Source organism: Bacillus sp. AFS002410 (assembly GCF_002556365.1).
Classification (GTDB): domain Bacteria; phylum Bacillota; class Bacilli; order Bacillales; family Bacillaceae_G; genus Gottfriedia.
Genome location: NZ_NUEU01000089.1, coordinates 1 through 18,702 on the forward strand (window position 1 = coordinate 1; position 18,702 = coordinate 18,702).

Sequence of the window (18,702 nt, forward strand, 5' to 3'; positions counted from 1 at the left end):
GTTTTGTTTAGTTTTCAAAGATCATTCCGTTGTTTTTTTAACAACTTAATTAGTTTAACATTATCGACAAGATCTGTCAAATGTTTTTTTGTTTTTTTGTTATCGCCATCAGCGACGTATATAAATATAACATCCCCTTCAAAAATGGTCAATACTTTTTTTAAAACTTTTTTCTATATTTTTTAAACTAAATAAATACCTATAACACTCAAAGCTACAATACCAGGTACACCGACAATACTTAAGAACGCACAAGTAACTGAATTAATTGGAATATGAAAATTATTAGTAGCTAATGCGTAGTTTAAAATAAAGACGATCATGACGCACACGATGCCTCTTAATACATATTTGCTTATCTTTTTTAATGCTTTAACTGGTAGTCCTACTAAGAATAAAAATAAAATAACAAATAAACCAACTGATATCATAATAATACTGTTCACAAAAAACTCCTCCTCATATAACTTGTACACCTTGTACTAAAATTGTATGAGCATAATCTAAAATCAATGACAAAAAAAAGAGACCATTGTTTAACAATAGCCTCTCTTAACTACTTCATTCTTGTTATTAATACATTTCTTGCCTTTGCTTCTTTTAATAAGAAGAAATATTTAGCCTGATAAATCTTAATATGGATTAATAGATCGTCTGGAGGATCCACACTTCTTTCCATTAATTCCACTTGACTTAAATAAGTGTCTTTGTAGTTGTGCAATTTATCTACTAACTTTTCATCAAATTCTTTTCGAAGCTTTCCGTTTTTTTTACGAAAAAAACCCATGGTCTCTCTCCATTATTCAATTTCTAAATTTCTCGTCTACCTTCTAGAGCTTTTGAGAGTGTAACTTCATCTGCATATTCTAAGTCTCCGCCTACCGGTAAACCATGTGCGATTCGAGTAATTTTGATACCCGTAGATTTTAATAGCCTAGAAATATACATAGCAGTCGCTTCTCCCTCAATATTCGGGTTGGTAGCTAAAATAATTTCCTGAACTACATCATCTTTTAATCTGCTTAATAGTTCCATGATCTTAATATCTTCTGGTCCTACTCCCTCCATAGGAGAAATCGCTCCATGAAGTACATGGTATAAACCTTGGTATTCTCTCATCTTTTCCATGGCAATAACATCCTTAGTATCCTGAACTACACAAATTGTCGAGCGATCTCTATGCTGATCACCACAAATATAACAAGGATCTTGGTCAGTAATATGGCCACATTCGGAACAATATAATAACTTTCTTTTTGCATCAATCATAGATTTCGCAAAATCTAATACGTCATCTTGTTTCATATCTAACATAAAAAACGCCAGACGAACGGCCGTTTTGGGACCAACCCCTGGCAATTTCATAAAACTATCTATTAATTTGGATATCGGTTCAGGATAATGCATCTGTCTTATCCTCTAAAATAATCCTGGAATATTCATTCCTTTAGTAAATTGCCCCATCGTTTTAGCCGTTTCATCTTCAATTTGTTTAAGAGCATCATTAGTTGCAGCTAAAACTAAATCTTGAAGCATTTCGATATCTTCTGGATCTACTACTTCTTCTTTAATATTCACTTCTACAATTTGTTTTAATCCGTTAGCTGTAACAGTTACCATTCCGCCACCAGCAGTCCCAACAAATGTACGCTCATTTAATTCGTTTTGAGCTTGTTCCATTTGTTTTTGCATTTTTTGCATTTGTTTCATCATATTATTCATATTACCCATTCCGCCACGCATCATTTTCATTTCCTCCAATATATAGTTATTCTTTAATAATTACCAAATCTTCACCAACAAGATTTATTGCTTCTTGTACAATTGGCGAAACTTCTGATTTAGAAGTTTCTTGTTGTTTTGTTGTATTTAAAAATGAATCCCTAGTCGATCTCCAATCTTCCTCGGGAATTGCTAACATACTCATTTCTGCACCTAATATACTAGATAAGGTTTGGTTAATTGTAGTTAAGTGTTCTTGCTCTCCATTATTATTAATTAAATCACATATTGTTTCTGATTTAAAAGCAACAATACATTGTTCAGAAGAAGCAGCTACAACTTCACCATACGATACTAAGGTCGCAGTGGAAACTTTATTTTGTTGTCTTAATTGATCTTGCAGCGATGACCAAATAGCCAAAACTTTATTTTTTTCTGGTTTAGAGGCCGCTCTTAATACACCTTGTACTAAGCTACTAGGTATTTTTGAACGACTAGCAGTTGATTTTGGTCTTGCATTAGCTGAAGGCTCACCTGCCCCACTAACTGTAATCCCATTTTCTTTTAAGTATTTTACTTCTTTTTCAAGGGCATTGATTTTATTAATTAAAGGCGTCAGCTCATCTTGTTTTTTTCCAATACTGCTGACAGAAGCTTTTTGACAAAGCTGCACAATAGCCACTTCAAGTAAAACTCTCGGATGATTAGTCCACTTCATTTCTTGCTGACTTTTACTAAGTGAAGCAATAATTTGATAGATCAATTCATCATTATATGCATCACAAATCTCTTTAAATTGCTCACTCACTGTTGCTCTCTCAAGTAACTCTACAGTATTTGGTGAGTGCCTATATAATAGAATATCTCGATAATAAACTGTTAAATCTTCAATAAACCGAACCGGGTCTTTCCCTTGATTTAATAACTCTTCGATATTTGTCAAACAAACTGAAACATTACCTTCTATTATTGCTGAAACAACGGATAATAAACGTTCCTGAGCCACTGTGCCAGTTACAGCTAAAACATCATTTAACGATATCGATTCATCGCTATACGATATAGCTTGGTCCAGAATACTAAGTGCATCCCTCATTCCGCCTTCCGCTGCACGCGATAACATCATTAAGGCTTCCGGATCGATCACTGTTTGCTGATGATTCAGTACAACAGTTAGTCTCTCCGAAATCGTTTGAGCGCTTATCTTATGAAAATCAAAACGTTGACATCTCGAAAGAATTGTCAAAGGTATTTTATGTGGTTCAGTAGTAGCCAATATAAAAATAACGTGACTCGGAGGCTCTTCTAATGTTTTTAATAATGCATTGAAAGCCCCTATTGATAACATATGGACCTCATCTATTATGTACACTTTAAACTTTCCTACAGAAGGAGCATATTTTACTTTCTCTCGAATATCACGTATTTCATCTACACCATTATTTGATGCAGCATCGATTTCAATTACATCTGAAATTGATCCATCAGTAATTCCTTTACAAATAGCACACTCATTACAAGGTTCATTAGTAGGAGCGTGTTCACAATTTAAAGCTTTTGCAAAAATTTTAGCCGTACTTGTTTTACCCGTTCCACGAGGACCAGTAAACAGATAAGCATGAGACACTTTTTGCTGAAGAAGGGAGTTTTGTAACGTTCGTATAATATGGTCTTGCCCCACAACATCTTTGAATTGTTGCGGTCTCCACAAACGATATAATGCCTGATAAGTCAATTGGTTTCCTCCTTCTTACAAAGTCATCATTATTATACCCTATGTAATGATTTGATGGAAAATATTTTAAAGAAAACAAAAAAACTCACTCAAGTATTGAGTGAGTTTTTATAAAGTTACTGCCGTGCACCACTCTTCGATGCACTACCCCAGGCGTTACTTAAACAGTTAGCTCGGCCCAGGCACCCCTACGGCACACGAGATGGCTCACTTATTGCTGCTTCCTTCCGGACCTGACAAGGTTCATGAGTTCTCGTTGCGTAGGACCCAGACGTCAACACCACTTATTTAAGGCAGACCCTAAAATAGATACACCTCGGAGTGGAATTCAGTCTCGCTAGAGCGGATTGCGAGTACAGGGCACCGCTACCTCCCCACCTAGCACGGCAAAGTTACAACCTAATTTAAACCGCTGTTTGAAGCGGTAGTTAAAGTATATACGAACCTAAATAAAAAATCAATCCTTGTCCTCAGGAAGGCAAATTTTTCTTTCTCAAACGCAGTTCCCTAAAGAAATCCGTTAACAATCTTCCACATTCTTCTTCTAATATTCCTGAAACAACTTCACAACGATGATTAAATCGATCCTCTTGTAAAAGATTATAAATCGATCCTCCACACCCTGCCTTTGGATCTCTCGCACCATAAACTACTCTTGGAATTCTAGATTGAATAATAGCTCCTGCGCACATTGGACATGGCTCCAACGTTACATAAAGGGTCGTTTCCTCTAATCTCCAAGATTCAATTACTTTACACGCTTCCTCAATTGCACTTATTTCTGCATGTCCTAAAGCGGTTTGTTTCGTTTCACGCAAATTATATCCTTTTGCAATAACCTGATCATTATGAACCAGTACTGCCCCAATAGGTACTTCACCTAATTGCTCTGCTTTTAACGCCTCATCTATAGCTAACTTCATATAAAACTCATCTTTATTCAAACTTTACACCTCTTTATTTCTCTATGTAACAAATATTCTTTATGCGAGTAGATAAACTAATTATAGATTGGAGTGAAGTCGATTGAATTCTTCAAATCAAAAAAACAAACAACTACCTGCACTATTAATTGTCGATTTAATCAACTCATTTACTTTTAAACACGGAAGTATCCTTTTAGAAAAATCGTTACATATGATCCCAAAGATCAATTACTTAAGAGAACTTTTTAAAAATAAAAAACTTCCTATTGTATATGTTAATGACTATTACAAAATCGAAAATCCTACTCCTGAAAAGCTTATTAAGTATTGTATAAATCCTTTAAGTTACAACCTAATAAGTCATATAACGCCAAGTGACGAAGATTACTTCATCTTCAAACCAAACTATTCAGGCTTTTATTTAACAAAACTTGAAGATTTACTATATGAATTAAAAGTCACTCATTTAGTTATTGTAGGCGTTGCTGGTAATCGTTGTGTACTTTTTACAGCTAACGACGCATTTATGCGGAATTATAACTTAATTATACCTCAAGATGCAATTTCCTCAGTTACTGATTACGATGAATCGGTTACTATTTACATGATGAAGGACATTTTAAATGCCACAATTATTCTTTCGCAGGAAATAGAAGGAGTCCTGGATCATTTAAAGGACAATAAATTGTAGCTAATTGGAAATTTTTTAAAATGGTATTCGCTCTGACTTCAGTATGTTAAAATAGTTTCTGTATGTTTTTTGAGTATGATACGGAATTTGACTAGTTAGGAGGACAAGAGATGATACATGTACCTTTTATAACTGTAGAAGGGCCTATAGGTGTCGGAAAAACATCTCTATCCAAAGCGATCTCTGAGCATTTTCATTATGAACTATTAAAAGAAATTGTAGATGAAAATCCTTTTTTGGGTAAGTTTTATACGGACATTGAAGAGTGGAGTTTCCAAACGGAAATGTTTTTCCTTTGTAATCGATTTAAGCAATTAGAAGATATAGACCGAATTTTTCTTAAAAAATCGATTCCAGTTGTTGCAGACTACCACATCCTTAAAAATTTAATTTTTGCTAGCAGAACATTAAAAGACCAGCAGCACGAAAAATATTTAAAAATATATCAAATATTAACTGAAGATATGCCAAAACCGAATGTCGTTATTTACTTAACTGCCAGTCTTGAGACACTGCAAAAGCGCATTGAACTTCGAGGTAGAGAATTTGAACAATTAATCGAAGACAAATACTTAATTCAGTTAATAGAGGATTATGAAATACACATAAATGAATTTCAAGCTAATCATCCTGAGATTCCCGTACTAAAATTTGATGGTGATCAAATAGACTTCGTTAATAACCCAAGAGATTTGACGATGATACTTGAATCGTTAGAAAACACCTTACAAAAGGAGCTAAGAAGTATATGAATTTGCGTGAAAAATACGGAATACGAAATGATGCAGTTATTACAATTGCCGGAACAGTAGGTGTAGGAAAATCTACAATGACAAATGCACTTGCAGATGCCTTAAACTTTCGTACCTCATTTGAAAAGGTAGACACAAACCCCTACTTAGATAAGTTTTATCAAGATTTTGCTCGTTGGAGCTTCCATTTACAAATATACTTCTTAGCAGAGAGATTCAAGGAACAAAAAAGAATGTTTGAATACGGTGGTGGATTTATTCAAGATCGTTCAATCTACGAAGATACTGGAATCTTTGCAAAGATGCATTACGAAAAAGGAACAATGAGCGAAGTAGATTACGAAACATATACTAGTCTATTTGACGCGATGGTTATGTCACCATACTTCCCAGCTCCTGATTTATTAATTTATTTAGAAGGAACTTTTGATGAAGTGGTAGAGAGAATTAAAGAGCGTGGACGTCCAATGGAGCAACAAACTCCAATCGAATATTGGAAAGAAATGAATTCCCGTTATGAAAATTGGATTAATAACTTTAACGCTTGCCCTGTACTTCGTTTAAGTATTAGCGAATATGATTTAATTAAAAATGAATCTTCAGTAGAAGAGATCATTAAGAAGATTGGTAATGTACTAAGTCATTCACAAAAATATATGAAATCTAGATCATAACGAATGGCTTTGTTTAGACTTCAAGTCTAATTTGAAAGACCATTCTATATAAGTAAAAGCTGCGAATTCATTAATTCGCAGCTTTTTTGTTTCTCTCGATTAAATTTCAAAGTAAATAAACGAAAAACTCGTTACAATAAATGTAACGAGCTGACAATCTCCAATATATATGCACTCTGTTAATTTTAAAAAATGGAGGAGTAAGAGGGATTCGAACCCCCGCGGGCTGTTACACCCCTGTCGGTTTTCAAGACCGATCCCTTCAGCCAGACTTGGGTATTACTCCGTATTGACAAGATTTATAATAACATATGGAAAATATATGGTCAAGCATTCTTGTAAACTTTTTTTGAAAAACTTAAAACATCTTTCAAATTATAATATGGCCACAATTGATATGGCATATGCACCCTAATAAGCAGAAGTAATATACAGATATTTTATTAGTATTTATAATGGTACTAAAATTAATTTCATATGAACTATTTAAGGAGAAAGATATGTTTGAACTAATTCCTCTAATGTTAGAACGGGTCGGTATTTTAGTTATACTAGCCTTCCTACTTTCAAGAATGAAGTCCTTTCGGCAAATTATTCAAAATGAGCATTCCTTTAATGCAAAGATGATCTTAATCATTATATTTGGTGCTTTCGGTATAATTAGCAATTATACCGGGGTCCACATTTACAATGAATCTGTTAATTCATTGTCATGGCATTTTAGTGTAGCAAGCGATAATGCAATTGCAAATACAAGAATTATGGGTGTAGCAATTGGTGGATTACTCGGCGGACCTTTTGTTGGTTTCGGAGTAGGATTAATCGCAGGTCTACATCGTCTATCGCTGGGAGGTTTTACAGCTTATGCCTGTGCTATTTCTACAGTAGTCGCAGGAATTGTTACTGGAATGCTTAGAAATCAATTCGGTATACAAAGAAATAAATCACCTTGGATTGTCGTATCAATTGGAATCATTATGGAATGTGTTCAAATGGGGATTATTCTTTTAATTGCAAAACCATTCGGATCCGCTCTTCACCTCGTAGAAGTTATTGCACTTCCAATGATCCTAATCAACGGCTTTGGTACACTAATTTTTATTTTAATCATCCATAATATTTTACAAGAAGAAGAAAAAACGAGGGCACTTCAAACAAATAAAGCACTTTATATCGCTCAGCAAACTCTACCTTTTTTTAGGCAAGGTCTTACTCCACATTCTTGTAGTGAAGCAGCAAGCATTATTTATAAACTAACAAAAGCTGATGCAATTTCGATTACCGATCACTATAGGGTGCTCGCCCATGTCGGTGCAGGTTCGGATCATCATGAACCAATGCATAGTCTGGCTACAAAACTGACAAAGAATGTTTTAGAGGATGGTAAAATTATCACTGCTACTTCGAAGGATGAGATTCAATGCTCCCATAGTGATTGCCCATTAAGAGCAGCTATTGTCCTTCCGTTAAAAGCATTAAATAAAACAGTTGGTTCCTTAAAGTTATATTACACAGATTCAAATAAGTTAGGCACAGTGGAAAAAGAGCTAGCTGATGGATTATCTAAACTTTTTTCTACTCAACTAGAATTAGCAGAAGCAGAGTTTCAGCGAAAACTTGTAAAAGATGCTGAAATAAAGGCATTGCAAGCGCAGATCCACCCACACTTTTTGTTCAACTCCTTGAATACAATTTCAAGCCTAATTAGAACTGATGCTGACAAGGCTCGAAAATTATTAATTCATTTAAGTACATTTTTTCGAAATAACTTACAAGGGGCAAGGGAAACATTAGTCACCTTAGAAAAAGAATTAGAGCATGTAGAAGCGTATTTAACGATTGAACAAACAAGGTTTCCTAATAAATTCGCTGTTGAATTTCAAATAGAACCGCATTTAAAGTTAGCTCAAATTCCACCATTTACACTTCAGCCACTTATAGAGAATGCAATTCGCCATGCATTTACAAGAGAGAAAAAATTAACGGTAATTGTACAAGCATACGAATACAGCAATGAAATATTTCTCATTACTGAAGATAACGGCAGAGGAATCACCCCACAGCTACTAACTACAATCGGAAACGAAACAATACAGTCCAAAGAAGGAACTGGAACTGCATTATGGAATATCAAAAAACGAATTGATGAAATTTATGGGGAAAAAGAACACTTTCAAATCCAATCGGAGCTCGGTAAGGGAACGAAAGTATCAATTAAGATCCCCTTAAGTAAAGCAGGAATGGAGGGTTAATCATGTTGAAAGCACTAATTGTTGAAGACGAACCGTTGGCGAGAGATGAATTAGCTTATTTATTAAAAAGAAGCAAGGAAGTCGAGATTATTGGTGAAGCAGATTCAATCAAAAGTTCAATGAATTTTATTCAATCTTATGAGGTTGATGTTATATTTTTAGATATTCAGCTAGCAGATGAAAGTGGTTTGGAGTTAGCTCACAAATTACAGAATCTTAGTCACCCACCTGCAGTCGTGTTTGCAACGGATTTTGACGAATATGCTTTACATGCATTCGAATTACAGGCTGTTGATTATATTTTAAAACCATTCGATGAGTCAAGAATTCAAAAGACTATTGAAAAAATCACAAAAATGTATCTAAAAAATACTAAAACTAATACGAGAACGAACGCTCCACTTTTAAGGCAAGATAAATTAGCCATCGCGGTAGACGAGCGGATTCTTTTACTTAACTTTGAAGAAATTATTTATCTATTTACTCAAGAAGGCAAAACAACTGTCGTAACAGATAAAATGACGTATCAATTAAATGAGACTTTAATAAATTTAGAGCGAAAACTCCAAAACACATCCTTCATTAGAGTCCATCGAAGTTATATTGTGAATGTGAATAAGATTAATGAAATCCAACCTTGGTTTAATTCTACATATAATTTAATGATGTACGACGGTGAAAAAGTGCCAGTTAGTCGTACATATACAAAAGAACTGAAACAACTTTTTGATTTATAAGCTTGTATTTCATTTATCCTTTTATGTTACTCAACCTGTTTTTTCTGCAAATTAAATTGAAAATTCAATATTTGAATTTTCATAAAGTAGTATTGTTTTAAAGAAGAAAACAGGGGAGGTTAATTTTAAAAATGAATGCGGTTACAATAGTTATTGCTTCTATGTGTATTTTAATGATTGCCTATCGTCTCTATGGAACATTCATGGCTGTAAAAGTACTTAAATTAAATGAGTCTAAACCTACTCCAGCACATGAATTAAATGACGGTAAGGACTATGTTCCCACTAATAAATGGGTTACCTTTGGCCATCACTTTGCAGCAATTGCCGCGGCAGGGCCTTTGGTAGGACCTATATTAGCCGCTCAATTTGGTTATCTTCCAGGCTTATTATGGCTTTTAATTGGTGCTGTAATTGGGGGTGCCGTTCATGATGCTGTAGTCTTGTATGCTTCAATGAGAAAGAAAGGAAAGTCATTATCAGAGGTAGCGAAAGATGAACTCGGACCCGTTGCAGGTTTCTGTACTGGACTGGCTATGCTTTTTATTATTACGATTACGATGGCCGGCCTCTCAATGGTTGTATTGCATGCACTAGAAAACAATCCTTGGGGAACTTTTGCAGTCGGGATTACAATACCTATTGCTATGGGCGTAGGACTATTTTATAAAAAAACCGGCAATTTAAAATTAGCTTCAACCGTAGGGTTTATCTTATTAATGATTGGTGTCTTTATGGGACCAACAATTCAAGAAACAGCTATTGGTGATTTTTTAACATTTGATACTAGTACATTAGCTATTATTTTACCGATCTATGCCTTTTTTGCAGCAGCATTGCCAGTTTGGCTTTTATTAGCACCACGTGATTATTTAAGTAGTTTTATGAAAATCGGTGTTTTCATCGCTTTAATCATTGGTGTTTTCATAATTAATCCTTCTATTCAATTTCCAACTGTGACGAAATTTGTTAACGGTGGTGGACCTGTGTTAGTTGGTCCAGTTTGGCCATTCATTTCGATTACAATTGCATGTGGAGCAATATCAGGGTTCCATGCATTCGTAGGTTCCGGTACTACTCCTAAGATGCTTGACCGGTGGAATGATATAAAAATTGTAGGGTTTGGTGCTATGCTAGTGGAATGCTTAGTTGGGATTATGGCCTTAATAGCTGCTACTGCACTACAGCCAGCAGATTATTTTGCCATCAACTCTACTCCGGAGGTTTTTAAAACTTTAGGAATGAATGTTGTTCATCTACCAGAGCTCAGTAAAGAAATCGGATTAGGTCTAGAAGGCCGTACTGGTGGAGCAGTTACTCTAGCTGTTGGTATGACCTATATATTCACATCTATACCTTGGTTTAGTCACCTGGCTTCTTATTTTTTCCAGTTTGTTGTTATGTTCGAGGCTGTATTTATTTTAACAGCAATCGATGCTGGAACACGTGTAGCACGCTATTTAATTCAAGACTTCTTCGGTGAATTTTATAAACCATTAAAGAAAACAGATTGGCTTCCAGGTTCAGTTTTCGCAAGTGCACTAGCATGCCTCATGTGGGGATATTTATTATTCTCAGGTGACATAGGATCAATTTGGGCATTATTCGGAGTATCTAATCAATTAATGGCCTCTATTGGCTTAATTATTGGAGCAACCGTTCTTTTAAAAATTGCAGATAAGCGTTGGTATATGCTTACATGTCTAATCCCTCTTGCATATCTATTTGTCACTGTAAATTATGCAGGGTACTGGATGATCAAAAACGTCTATTTAAATCATGATGCGGCGGGTTATAGTGTATTAAATGGAGTCTTATCAATTATAATGTTGATTTTAGGAGTGATTATATTAATAACCGCTATTAAAAAATGGATGGAATTATGGACTACACCTAATTATGAAATAGACTTTAAAACTGTCTAAATAAAAAAAGCAGATGAGTGAGATTCCTTCACATCATCTGCTTTTTCAATTATTTAATAACTTCTTTTCCACCCATATATGGACGAAGAACTTCAGGAATAATGATTGAACCGTCTTCTTGTTGGTAGTTTTCTAAGATAGCAGAAACCGTACGTCCAATCGCCAGTCCAGATCCGTTTAATGTATGGACAAATTCCGGTTTTCCTTTTGGATCACGTCGGAAACGAATATTAGCTCGTCTTGCTTGGAATGCCTCAAAGTTACTGCAAGAAGAAATTTCTTTGTATGCATCATAGCTTGGTAACCAAACTTCAATATCATAAGTTTTTGCAGAAGAAAATCCGATATCCCCAGCACATAAAGTAATTACACGATATGGTAATCCCAATAGTTGAAGAACTTTTTCAGCTTGAGATGTTAATTTTTCTAACTCAATATAAGAATCTTCAGGTTTTACGAATCGAACTAGTTCAACTTTATTAAACTGGTGCTGACGGATTAAGCCTCGTGTGTCTCGACCCGCTGAACCTGCTTCAGAGCGGAAGCAAGCACTGTATGCTGTATAAGCGATTGGTAATTGCGTTGCATCAAGAATTTCATCACGGTGATAGTTTGTAACTGGTACTTCCGCTGTAGGAACTAAGAAGAAATCTTCTTTTTCAACGCGGAATGCATCTTCTTCAAATTTAGGAAGCTGTCCTGTACCAATCATACTTGCACGATTTACTAGTTGAGGTGGTAACATTTCTGTATAACCATGTTCTTCGATATGAAGGTCTAACATGAAACTGATCAGAGCTCGTTCAAGTCTAGCTCCTAAGCCTTTATAAAAAGTAAATCGGCTACCAGTAACTTTAGCTCCACGTTCGAAATCTAAAATATCTAGATCAACACCTAAATCCCAGTGTGCCTTTGGCTCGAATTCAAATTTACGAACTTCACCTATTCTACGAATTTCAACATTATCGTCTTCAGTTAATCCAACTGGCACTGAATCACTAACTAAGTTAGGAATCGTAAATAGAATTGCATCTAATTGCTCTTCTAATGTTCTAATCTCTTCATCAAGAACTTTAATTTTATCTCCAACTTCTCTCATTTCAACAATTAGCGCTTCAGCATCCTTCTTCTCACGCTTTAACACACTAATTTCTTGGCTTACTTCATTACGGCGGCTTTTTAACCCTTCCACCTGAACAAGTAATTCTCTGCGGTTTAAATCTAAGTCTTCAAATTTTTCGATATAACTTATATCTCCACCACGTAACTGAAGCTTGGCTTTAACGTCTTCAAAATTGCTACGCAATAATTTAATATCTAACATATTCAATTCCTCCTATTCTTAATTGCCTAAAGGATAAAAATAAATACAAAAAAGCCCTCATCCCATGAAAGGGACGAGAGCTACCCGCGTTGCCACCCTAATTGAAGAATTAATAAATAATCCTTCCACCTTAGTATAGTTAACGGACTATAGTACCGGAGTTACTTACTAGCTATACAGCATTCCGTAACTCGCTCAAGAATGGATTCACAAGTCTTCATTATCGGTTTACACCGGCCACCGACTCTCTAAAAATTTAGAACTTGCTACTATTTTCTTTCATCGCTTTAGACAATTTAAATTATATTATAATTTACTATAAGCTTTTACTTTTTTCAATAGTTACATACTTAAATTTGCATTTTTTTCCTTAACCATCTCTGCAAAGTAACTCATAAAACGGTAATCATTTGTTAATTCTGGATGGAAAGATGCTGCTAACATGTGATTTTGTCTAACTGCTACAATATTACCATCATGCTCTGCAATAACCTCTGCATCACCTGATACGGAGCGTATAAATGGTGCTCTGATAAATACAGCTGGATAATCTTCACATACACCTTTAATTGGGATGTTTACTTCAAAGCTATCCACTTGTCTACCGAAAGCATTACGTTCAGCTACCATATCCATAACACCTAGATGTACCGTGTCATCATTTGCAATCTCTTTCGAAAGTAAGATCATGCCCGCACATGTACCGAATGCTGGTAAACCATTTTCGATTTTCTCTTTTAAAGGTTGTAATAATCCAACATGGTCAAGTAATCTACGCATCGCAGTACTTTCTCCACCAGGTAATACAATACCATCAAGTCCATCTAAATGTTCTACACGTTTCACGATAACAGCTTCAGCACCACATGCTTTAATTGCATTTATATGTTCTTGAACTGCACCTTGTAACGCTAATACACCTATTTTCATAATTTCACCAACTTAAATGCTACGATCTTGCATACGATCAGCAGCAGCAAGTTGTCTCATGTCGATACCTTTCATAGCAGGTCCTAAGTTTTTAGAAAGGTTAGCGATTAATTCATAATCTTGATAGTGAGTAGTAGCTTGTACAATCGCACGAGCGAATTTCTCAGGGTTTTCAGATTTAAAGATACCAGAACCTACGAATACTCCGTCAGCTCCTAATTCCATCATTAAAGCTGCGTCTGCAGGTGTTGCTACTCCACCAGCTGCAAAGTTAACAACAGGTAAACGACCAAGTTCTTTAATTTGAAGTAATAATTCGAATGGAGCGCCAAGGTTTTTAGCTTCAACCATTAATTCATCACGAGATAAACCAACTACTTTACGGATTTCACCATTAATTTGGCGTAAGTGACGTACTGCTTCTACGATGTTTCCAGTACCAGGCTCACCTTTAGTACGTAACATAGACGCACCTTCACCAATACGACGAAGTGCTTCACCTAAGTTACGGCAACCACAAACGAATGGAACAGTGTAATCTGATTTGTTAATGTGGAAGATATCATCTGCAGGAGATAATACTTCACTCTCATCGATGTAATCTACTCCCATAGCTTCTAAAACGCGTGCTTCAACGATATGTCCAATACGAGCTTTAGCCATTACAGGAATACTAACTGCGTTAAGAATTTCCTCAGTAATACTTGTATCAGCCATACGAGCTACTCCACCAGCTGCACGAATATCAGATGGTACTTTTTCTAATGCCATTACTGCTACTGCACCAGCAGCTTCCGCTATTTTAGCTTGTTCAGCATTTACTACATCCATAATTACGCCGCCTTTTTGCATTTCTGCCATGCCGCGTTTTACACGTTCTGTTCCTGTTAAATTCATTGTTTTGCCCCTCCATTATTAAAGCTTACTTGGTAACATTTTAGTATTTCTTTACCCCTAGTTAAAGTTACCTTACTTTTATTTTACTGAAAAAATGACAACTTAACAATTACTGATATACTAATATAAAAATTATTTAAATAAACCACCGATACCGCCTACGATACTATCCCATAAATTACCGAAAAATGATCCAATTCCTCTAAAGGATAGAACTAACCAGTTAGCCTTATCAACACTCTTATCTGCTACTAAATCAAATGACTTATTTTTTGAAGTGATATAACCTAGGTCATCACCTTTTGAAGATTTAATTACGATTTGTCCAACTTCTGTTCCTTTTTTAATTGGAGCAATAATATTTCCATTTTTATCAATTGCCTTACCAGATAATTGGATAGTGGCTTTATAGTTTTTAGCTTCACCACGTTTTATAGCTAAAGTAATATCATCTTTTGCTACTACTTTTACTTCTTTATCTTTACCTTTAGTTACTTTAACAGTTTTATTACCTTTTATTGTTTGTCCTTTTGAAACAATTGTAGTCTTTTCAAAGTTACCGAACGCGTAATCCATTAATTTAGCAGTTTCACTAAATCGAGAGTTGTATGAATTAGCTCCCATTACAACAGTAATATAACGTTGACCATTTCTTTTTGCAGTTCCAGCGAAACAGAAACCAGCTGAATCTGTAGAACCTGTTTTTAATCCATCCATACCTGGGTAAGCAAACACTAATCCTGGTAACATCCAGTTCCAGTTATCCATTTTTACTGGATACTTTCCACCTTCTTGGAATGTTTTCTTTGGAATTGAAGAAGTTTGAAGTACTTCTGGATAAGTTTTAATTAGATTATAAGCTAATTTTGCTACACCGTTCGCTGACATAATATTTTCATCAGTTAGGGAAGTTCCTTCTGGTTGCATACCTTGTAAGTCTTTATTAACTAAACCAGTAGCATTAACGAATTTAACGTCTCCTAAGCCTAGTTGTTTTGCTTTATCGTTCATTAATTGTACGAAGTTTTTCTCAGACCCACCAATTTTTTCTGCTAGTGCAATTGTCGCACCGTTTGCAGAGTAAATAGCAGCTGCTTCGTAAAGTTCACGTACTGTATACTGTCCACCCAATTCAAGAGGCACGTTTGATAATCCTGTATTTTGAGAGATTTTATGGGCATATTCAGAAACTGTTACTTTCTCATCCCACGAAATTTTACCATTTTTAATCGCTTCATTAACCAGATATTCAGTCATCATTTTTGACATACTTGCAATCGGTAGTGGAGCATTTGAATTTTTTTCATATAATATTTTCCCTGAATTTGCATCGACTAAAATCGCAGCCTTAGCTTGAATGCCTAAAACATCTTCAGCAGCAGCAGCAGGCTTTAAATTCATAGGAATGATTATAGTTATCGCTAAAGCTATTACTATTAGTTTCGTTAGTATATTCTTTCCAAACACTGTCTTACCTCCAACCTTTAATTTAACTTGTTCATTTTAACACAATTATTTCCCAAAAAATAGGCAACTACAATTTCTTGTAATTGCCCTAAGTTTCATTGCTTTAATTATTATAATGAGTAATTTGGTGCTTCTTTTGTTATTTGAACGTCATGTGGATGACTTTCGCGTAATCCAGCACCAGACATACGAATAAACTGTGCGTTATCCCTCAAGTCATTTAATGTAGCTGTACCGCAGTAACCCATACCAGATCTAATTCCTCCGATTAATTGGTGTACAGTGTCAGCTAATGGTCCTTTATAAGGAACACGACCTTCAATACCTTCAGGAACTAGTTTTTTATTACCTTCTTGGAAATAACGATCTTTACTTCCTCTTTCCATTGCGCCTACAGAACCCATACCACGGTATACTTTAAATTGTCTTCCTTGGTAGATTTCTGTTTCACCAGGACTTTCTTGTACACCGGCAAACATACTTCCTAACATAACCACATGTCCACCAGCTGCAAGAGCTTTTACGATATCTCCAGAATACTTAATACCGCCATCTGCGATTATAGGTACTCCATATTCTCTAGCAACAGAAGCACAATCATAAACTGCAGTTAGTTGAGGAACACCTACTCCAGCTACAACACGAGTAGTACAGATTGAACCAGGTCCAATACCAACTTTTACAATATCTGCACCGGCTTCAATAAGTTCCTTAGTAGCTTCACCAGTTGCTACATTTCCAGCGATTATTGCTAATTCTGGGAACTTGCTTCTAATCTCTTTTACTTTCTCAATAACACCCTTAGAATGACCATGAGCTGTATCAATTACGATCACATCAACATTAGCTTTTACTAAAAACTCAACTCGTTGAATAGCATCTTTTGTAACTCCTACTGCTGCACCTACAAGTAAGCGACCTTGTTGATCTTTTGCTGAGTTTGGAAACTCAATTACTTTCTCAATGTCCTTAATTGTGATTAGGCCTTTTAATGTGCCATCATCATTAACTAGGGGTAACTTTTCAATTTTATGTTTTTGAAGAATTTGTTCTGCTTCTGCAAGTGTTGTCCCAACAGGAGCTGTTACAAGATTTTCTTTTGTCATAACGTCTGAAATAACAATTGAGTAATCTTGAATAAAACGTAAATCACGATTTGTTAATATACCGACTAACTTTCTATTTTCTGTATCATCTACGATAGGTACACCTGAAATACGGTATTTACCCATTAAATATTCAGCGTCTGCTACTTTATGAGATGGTGTTAAGAAAAATGGATCATCAATTACGCCACTTTCAGAACGCTTTACTTTATCTACTTGCTCAGCTTGCTCTTCGATAGACATATTTTTGTGAATAATACCTAGTCCACCTTGTCTAGCCATTGCAATAGCCATTTCTGCTTCTGTAACTGTATCCATTCCTGCACTGATTAATGGAATATTCAATTGAATTTTTTCCGTTAATCTTACACTTACATCAACTTGATTTGGAAGTACTTCAGATTTCGCTGGAACTAATAAAACATCATCAAAAGTAAGTCCTTCTTTTACGAATTTTGATTCCCACATAAAAAAGCCCCCCTAATACACGTATAAATATTATTAGTAGATTAACAATAGGATAAAACACTGTCAAGGAAGTCAAATTATGTTTAAATATTCAGTTAATAAGGAGTTCCTCTCTTATGTTATATTCGTATAGTAATGTATGGGATGAGCTATGTTACTTTAGCTCAGTACAATATTCGAAAAACTATCTTCAGGCAAAGTATGAACGAACTAATTTCAAAGATCAAAAAACTAAAGCCTTTCATAATGCTTACCCTTTTTTGTATTATATTGAGCATGGGAAAAGCTATTTTCATGCAGCTCAAAACTCTCAAATTAATGTAAAGCCTACCTTGTTATTTTATGGGCTTGTACAACTATTAAAGGCTTGTGTACTAACAGTAGATCCAGAATATCCAAGTACGACCGCAATTTTAGCTCATGGTGTAACTTCAAGAAAAATAAAAAAGCTAGGGTATTCTTTTATTGATGATGAAGTTAAGATTCAAAAAAATGGACTGTTCACTCATGCTTCAAAAGCTTTATTTAATATAAGCAATTTGGAAAGCGAAAAATTTACGATGCTGCAGCTTTTACAATCTATACCAGAATTAGCCAAAATTCTCAAAATCACTAAAAAGGGTAATTTATTTCTGCCAATTACAGTGGATCATGATGAAATCACTATACCAGAGCAAATTTTATCATCGTATCATTTTACTTCAGAGCGTTTTATTTCATTTTTAAAATCAAAACAAGCTTCATTAGATATTGTAATTGTTGAACAGAATCAAAAGCAAATTAAAATTAAATCAAATTTTACTGATAAAATTTTAAACAAAGCACCATTTTATTTTAATATACTAAACCAAAGTTATTTCTTAAAATCTCAAAAGGAAGCGCTTTTATTATTACCTGAAATTCTTTACCATTATTTACTTCTTTATAATTTAAGTATGATCTGTCGCTATGAGACTGATTGGTGGTGTGAGCTTTTACAAACATATTCTACTGACGATTATCCTTTAATACATCAATTTTTAGCGACCACTGAGCAAAAAATTCCTTACTTAATCCACCAATTTTTAACTACATAAACAAAAAAACATCAGCCTAA

Annotated in this window: 18 protein-coding genes, 1 tRNA gene, 1 other RNA gene and 1 other annotated feature; of the genes, 7 read left to right on the plus strand and 13 right to left on the minus strand. The window is 34.9% G+C overall.

What is annotated here, in order from left to right; all coding sequences use genetic code 11:
- Nucleotides 1–182: 182 nt before the first annotated feature.
- The 7 genes from CN692_RS22490 to tadA form a co-directional block, all read right to left on the minus strand.
- Complete coding sequence (locus CN692_RS22490) at nt 183–446, minus strand: pro-sigmaK processing inhibitor BofA family protein (protein ID WP_098121365.1); 264 nt, start codon at nt 444–446, stop codon at nt 183–185.
- 110 nt (nt 447–556) lie between these two features.
- The gene (locus tag CN692_RS22495) at nt 557–787 is read right to left on the minus strand and encodes a YaaL family protein (protein WP_098121366.1); all 231 of its coding nucleotides are present in this window, start codon (nt 785–787) and stop codon (nt 557–559) included.
- Nucleotides 788–810: 23 nt separating this feature from the next.
- Nucleotides 811–1,407 (minus strand): recombination mediator RecR, encoded by a 597-nt coding sequence (gene recR, locus CN692_RS22500; protein WP_098121367.1) that lies wholly within the window; start codon nt 1,405–1,407, stop codon nt 811–813.
- Between the two features lie 12 nt (nt 1,408–1,419).
- Nucleotides 1,420–1,746: a YbaB/EbfC family nucleoid-associated protein gene (locus CN692_RS22505; protein ID WP_098121368.1), complete on the minus strand. Its 327-nt coding sequence runs from the start codon at nt 1,744–1,746 to the stop codon at nt 1,420–1,422.
- Nucleotides 1,747–1,768: 22 nt separating this feature from the next.
- Entirely contained in the window at nt 1,769–3,457 is a 1,689-nt protein-coding gene (gene dnaX, locus CN692_RS22510) for a DNA polymerase III subunit gamma/tau (RefSeq protein ID WP_098121369.1), read from the minus strand.
- A gap of 122 nt (nt 3,458–3,579) precedes the next feature.
- Nucleotides 3,580–3,844: signal recognition particle sRNA large type (gene ffs / locus CN692_RS22515), an RNA gene on the minus strand.
- 83 nt (nt 3,845–3,927) lie between these two features.
- Nucleotides 3,928–4,401 carry a tRNA adenosine(34) deaminase TadA gene (gene tadA / locus CN692_RS22520; protein ID WP_098121370.1) on the minus strand — a complete coding sequence of 158 codons (474 nt, stop codon included), beginning with the start codon at nt 4,399–4,401 and terminating at the stop codon, nt 3,928–3,930.
- A gap of 82 nt (nt 4,402–4,483) precedes the next feature.
- Here tadA and CN692_RS22525 point away from each other — a divergent pair, with 82 nt between their 5' ends.
- The 3 genes from CN692_RS22525 (at nt 4,484) to CN692_RS22535 (ending at nt 6,500) form a co-directional block, all read left to right on the plus strand.
- Nucleotides 4,484–5,074, plus strand: coding sequence for an isochorismatase family cysteine hydrolase (locus tag CN692_RS22525; protein WP_098121371.1), 591 nt, complete (start codon nt 4,484–4,486; stop codon nt 5,072–5,074).
- Between the two features lie 110 nt (nt 5,075–5,184).
- Entirely contained in the window at nt 5,185–5,826 is a 642-nt protein-coding gene (locus tag CN692_RS22530) for a deoxynucleoside kinase (RefSeq protein WP_098121372.1), read from the plus strand.
- A complete protein-coding gene (locus tag CN692_RS22535; protein ID WP_098121373.1) occupies nt 5,823–6,500 on the plus strand; it encodes a deoxynucleoside kinase in 678 nt (225 codons plus the stop codon). The genes CN692_RS22530 and CN692_RS22535 overlap by 4 nt, the downstream gene beginning before the upstream one ends.
- 193 nt (nt 6,501–6,693) lie before the next feature.
- Here the strand turns inward: CN692_RS22535 and CN692_RS22540 are convergent.
- Nucleotides 6,694–6,786: transfer RNA gene (locus CN692_RS22540), tRNA-Ser, on the minus strand.
- A gap of 214 nt (nt 6,787–7,000) precedes the next feature.
- Here CN692_RS22540 and CN692_RS22545 point away from each other — a divergent pair.
- From CN692_RS22545 to cstA, 3 genes are all read left to right on the plus strand, one after another.
- On the plus strand, nt 7,001–8,752 hold the full coding sequence (locus CN692_RS22545) for a sensor histidine kinase (protein WP_098121374.1): 1,752 nt from the start codon (nt 7,001–7,003) through the stop codon (nt 8,750–8,752).
- A 2-nt stretch (nt 8,753–8,754) separates the two neighbouring features.
- Complete coding sequence (locus CN692_RS22550; RefSeq protein ID WP_098121375.1) at nt 8,755–9,489, plus strand: LytR/AlgR family response regulator transcription factor; 735 nt, start codon at nt 8,755–8,757, stop codon at nt 9,487–9,489.
- Nucleotides 9,490–9,620: 131 nt separating this feature from the next.
- The gene (gene cstA / locus CN692_RS22555; protein ID WP_098121376.1) at nt 9,621–11,414 is read left to right on the plus strand and encodes a carbon starvation protein CstA; all 1,794 of its coding nucleotides are present in this window, start codon (nt 9,621–9,623) and stop codon (nt 11,412–11,414) included.
- Between the two features lie 49 nt (nt 11,415–11,463).
- Here the strand turns inward: cstA and serS are convergent, their stop codons facing one another.
- The 5 genes from serS to guaB form a co-directional block, all read right to left on the minus strand.
- Nucleotides 11,464–12,738, minus strand: a complete 1,275-nt coding sequence (serS, locus tag CN692_RS22560; protein WP_098121377.1) for a serine--tRNA ligase — start codon at nt 12,736–12,738, stop codon at nt 11,464–11,466.
- 66 nt (nt 12,739–12,804) lie between these two features.
- Nucleotides 12,805–13,030: a binding site (T-box leader), on the minus strand.
- 50 nt (nt 13,031–13,080) lie between these two features.
- Nucleotides 13,081–13,671: a pyridoxal 5'-phosphate synthase glutaminase subunit PdxT gene (gene pdxT, locus CN692_RS22565; RefSeq protein ID WP_098121378.1), complete on the minus strand. Its 591-nt coding sequence runs from the start codon at nt 13,669–13,671 to the stop codon at nt 13,081–13,083.
- 9 nt (nt 13,672–13,680) lie between these two features.
- A complete protein-coding gene (gene pdxS, locus CN692_RS22570) occupies nt 13,681–14,565 on the minus strand; it encodes a pyridoxal 5'-phosphate synthase lyase subunit PdxS (RefSeq protein WP_056471238.1) in 885 nt (294 codons plus the stop codon).
- Between the two features lie 132 nt (nt 14,566–14,697).
- Nucleotides 14,698–16,032: a D-alanyl-D-alanine carboxypeptidase family protein gene (locus CN692_RS22575; RefSeq protein ID WP_257144099.1), complete on the minus strand. Its 1,335-nt coding sequence runs from the start codon at nt 16,030–16,032 to the stop codon at nt 14,698–14,700.
- 110 nt (nt 16,033–16,142) lie between these two features.
- Nucleotides 16,143–17,606, minus strand: a complete 1,464-nt coding sequence (guaB, locus tag CN692_RS22580) for an IMP dehydrogenase (RefSeq protein WP_098121379.1) — start codon at nt 17,604–17,606, stop codon at nt 16,143–16,145.
- A 116-nt stretch (nt 17,607–17,722) separates the two neighbouring features.
- On the opposite strand from guaB, the gene CN692_RS22585 reads away from it, so the two are divergent.
- Nucleotides 17,723–18,682 (plus strand): YaaC family protein, encoded by a 960-nt coding sequence (locus CN692_RS22585; RefSeq protein WP_098121380.1) that lies wholly within the window; start codon nt 17,723–17,725, stop codon nt 18,680–18,682.
- Nucleotides 18,683–18,702 lie beyond the last annotated feature (20 nt).

Bases quoted from the DNA above. Each gene is read 5' to 3' on its own strand.
- CN692_RS22495 (WP_098121366.1), bottom strand. From the start codon at position 787: ATGGGTTTTTTTCGTAAAAAAAACGGAAAGCTTCGAAAAGAATTTGAT.
- recR (WP_098121367.1), bottom strand. From the start codon at position 1,407: ATGCATTATCCTGAACCGATATCCAAATTAATAGATAGTTTTATGAAA.
- CN692_RS22505 (WP_098121368.1), bottom strand. From the start codon at position 1,746: ATGATGCGTGGCGGAATGGGTAATATGAATAATATGATGAAACAAATG.
- CN692_RS22530 (WP_098121372.1), top strand. From the start codon at position 5,185: ATGATACATGTACCTTTTATAACTGTAGAAGGGCCTATAGGTGTCGGA.
- CN692_RS22535 (WP_098121373.1), top strand. From the start codon at position 5,823: ATGAATTTGCGTGAAAAATACGGAATACGAAATGATGCAGTTATTACA.
- CN692_RS22545 (WP_098121374.1), top strand. From the start codon at position 7,001: ATGTTTGAACTAATTCCTCTAATGTTAGAACGGGTCGGTATTTTAGTT.
- CN692_RS22550 (WP_098121375.1), top strand. From the start codon at position 8,755: ATGTTGAAAGCACTAATTGTTGAAGACGAACCGTTGGCGAGAGATGAA.
- cstA (WP_098121376.1), top strand. From the start codon at position 9,621: ATGAATGCGGTTACAATAGTTATTGCTTCTATGTGTATTTTAATGATT.
- serS (WP_098121377.1), bottom strand. From the start codon at position 12,738: ATGTTAGATATTAAATTATTGCGTAGCAATTTTGAAGACGTTAAAGCC.
- pdxS (WP_056471238.1), bottom strand. From the start codon at position 14,565: ATGAATTTAACAGGAACAGAACGTGTAAAACGCGGCATGGCAGAAATG.
- guaB (WP_098121379.1), bottom strand. From the start codon at position 17,606: ATGTGGGAATCAAAATTCGTAAAAGAAGGACTTACTTTTGATGATGTT.
- CN692_RS22585 (WP_098121380.1), top strand. From the start codon at position 17,723: ATGTTATATTCGTATAGTAATGTATGGGATGAGCTATGTTACTTTAGC.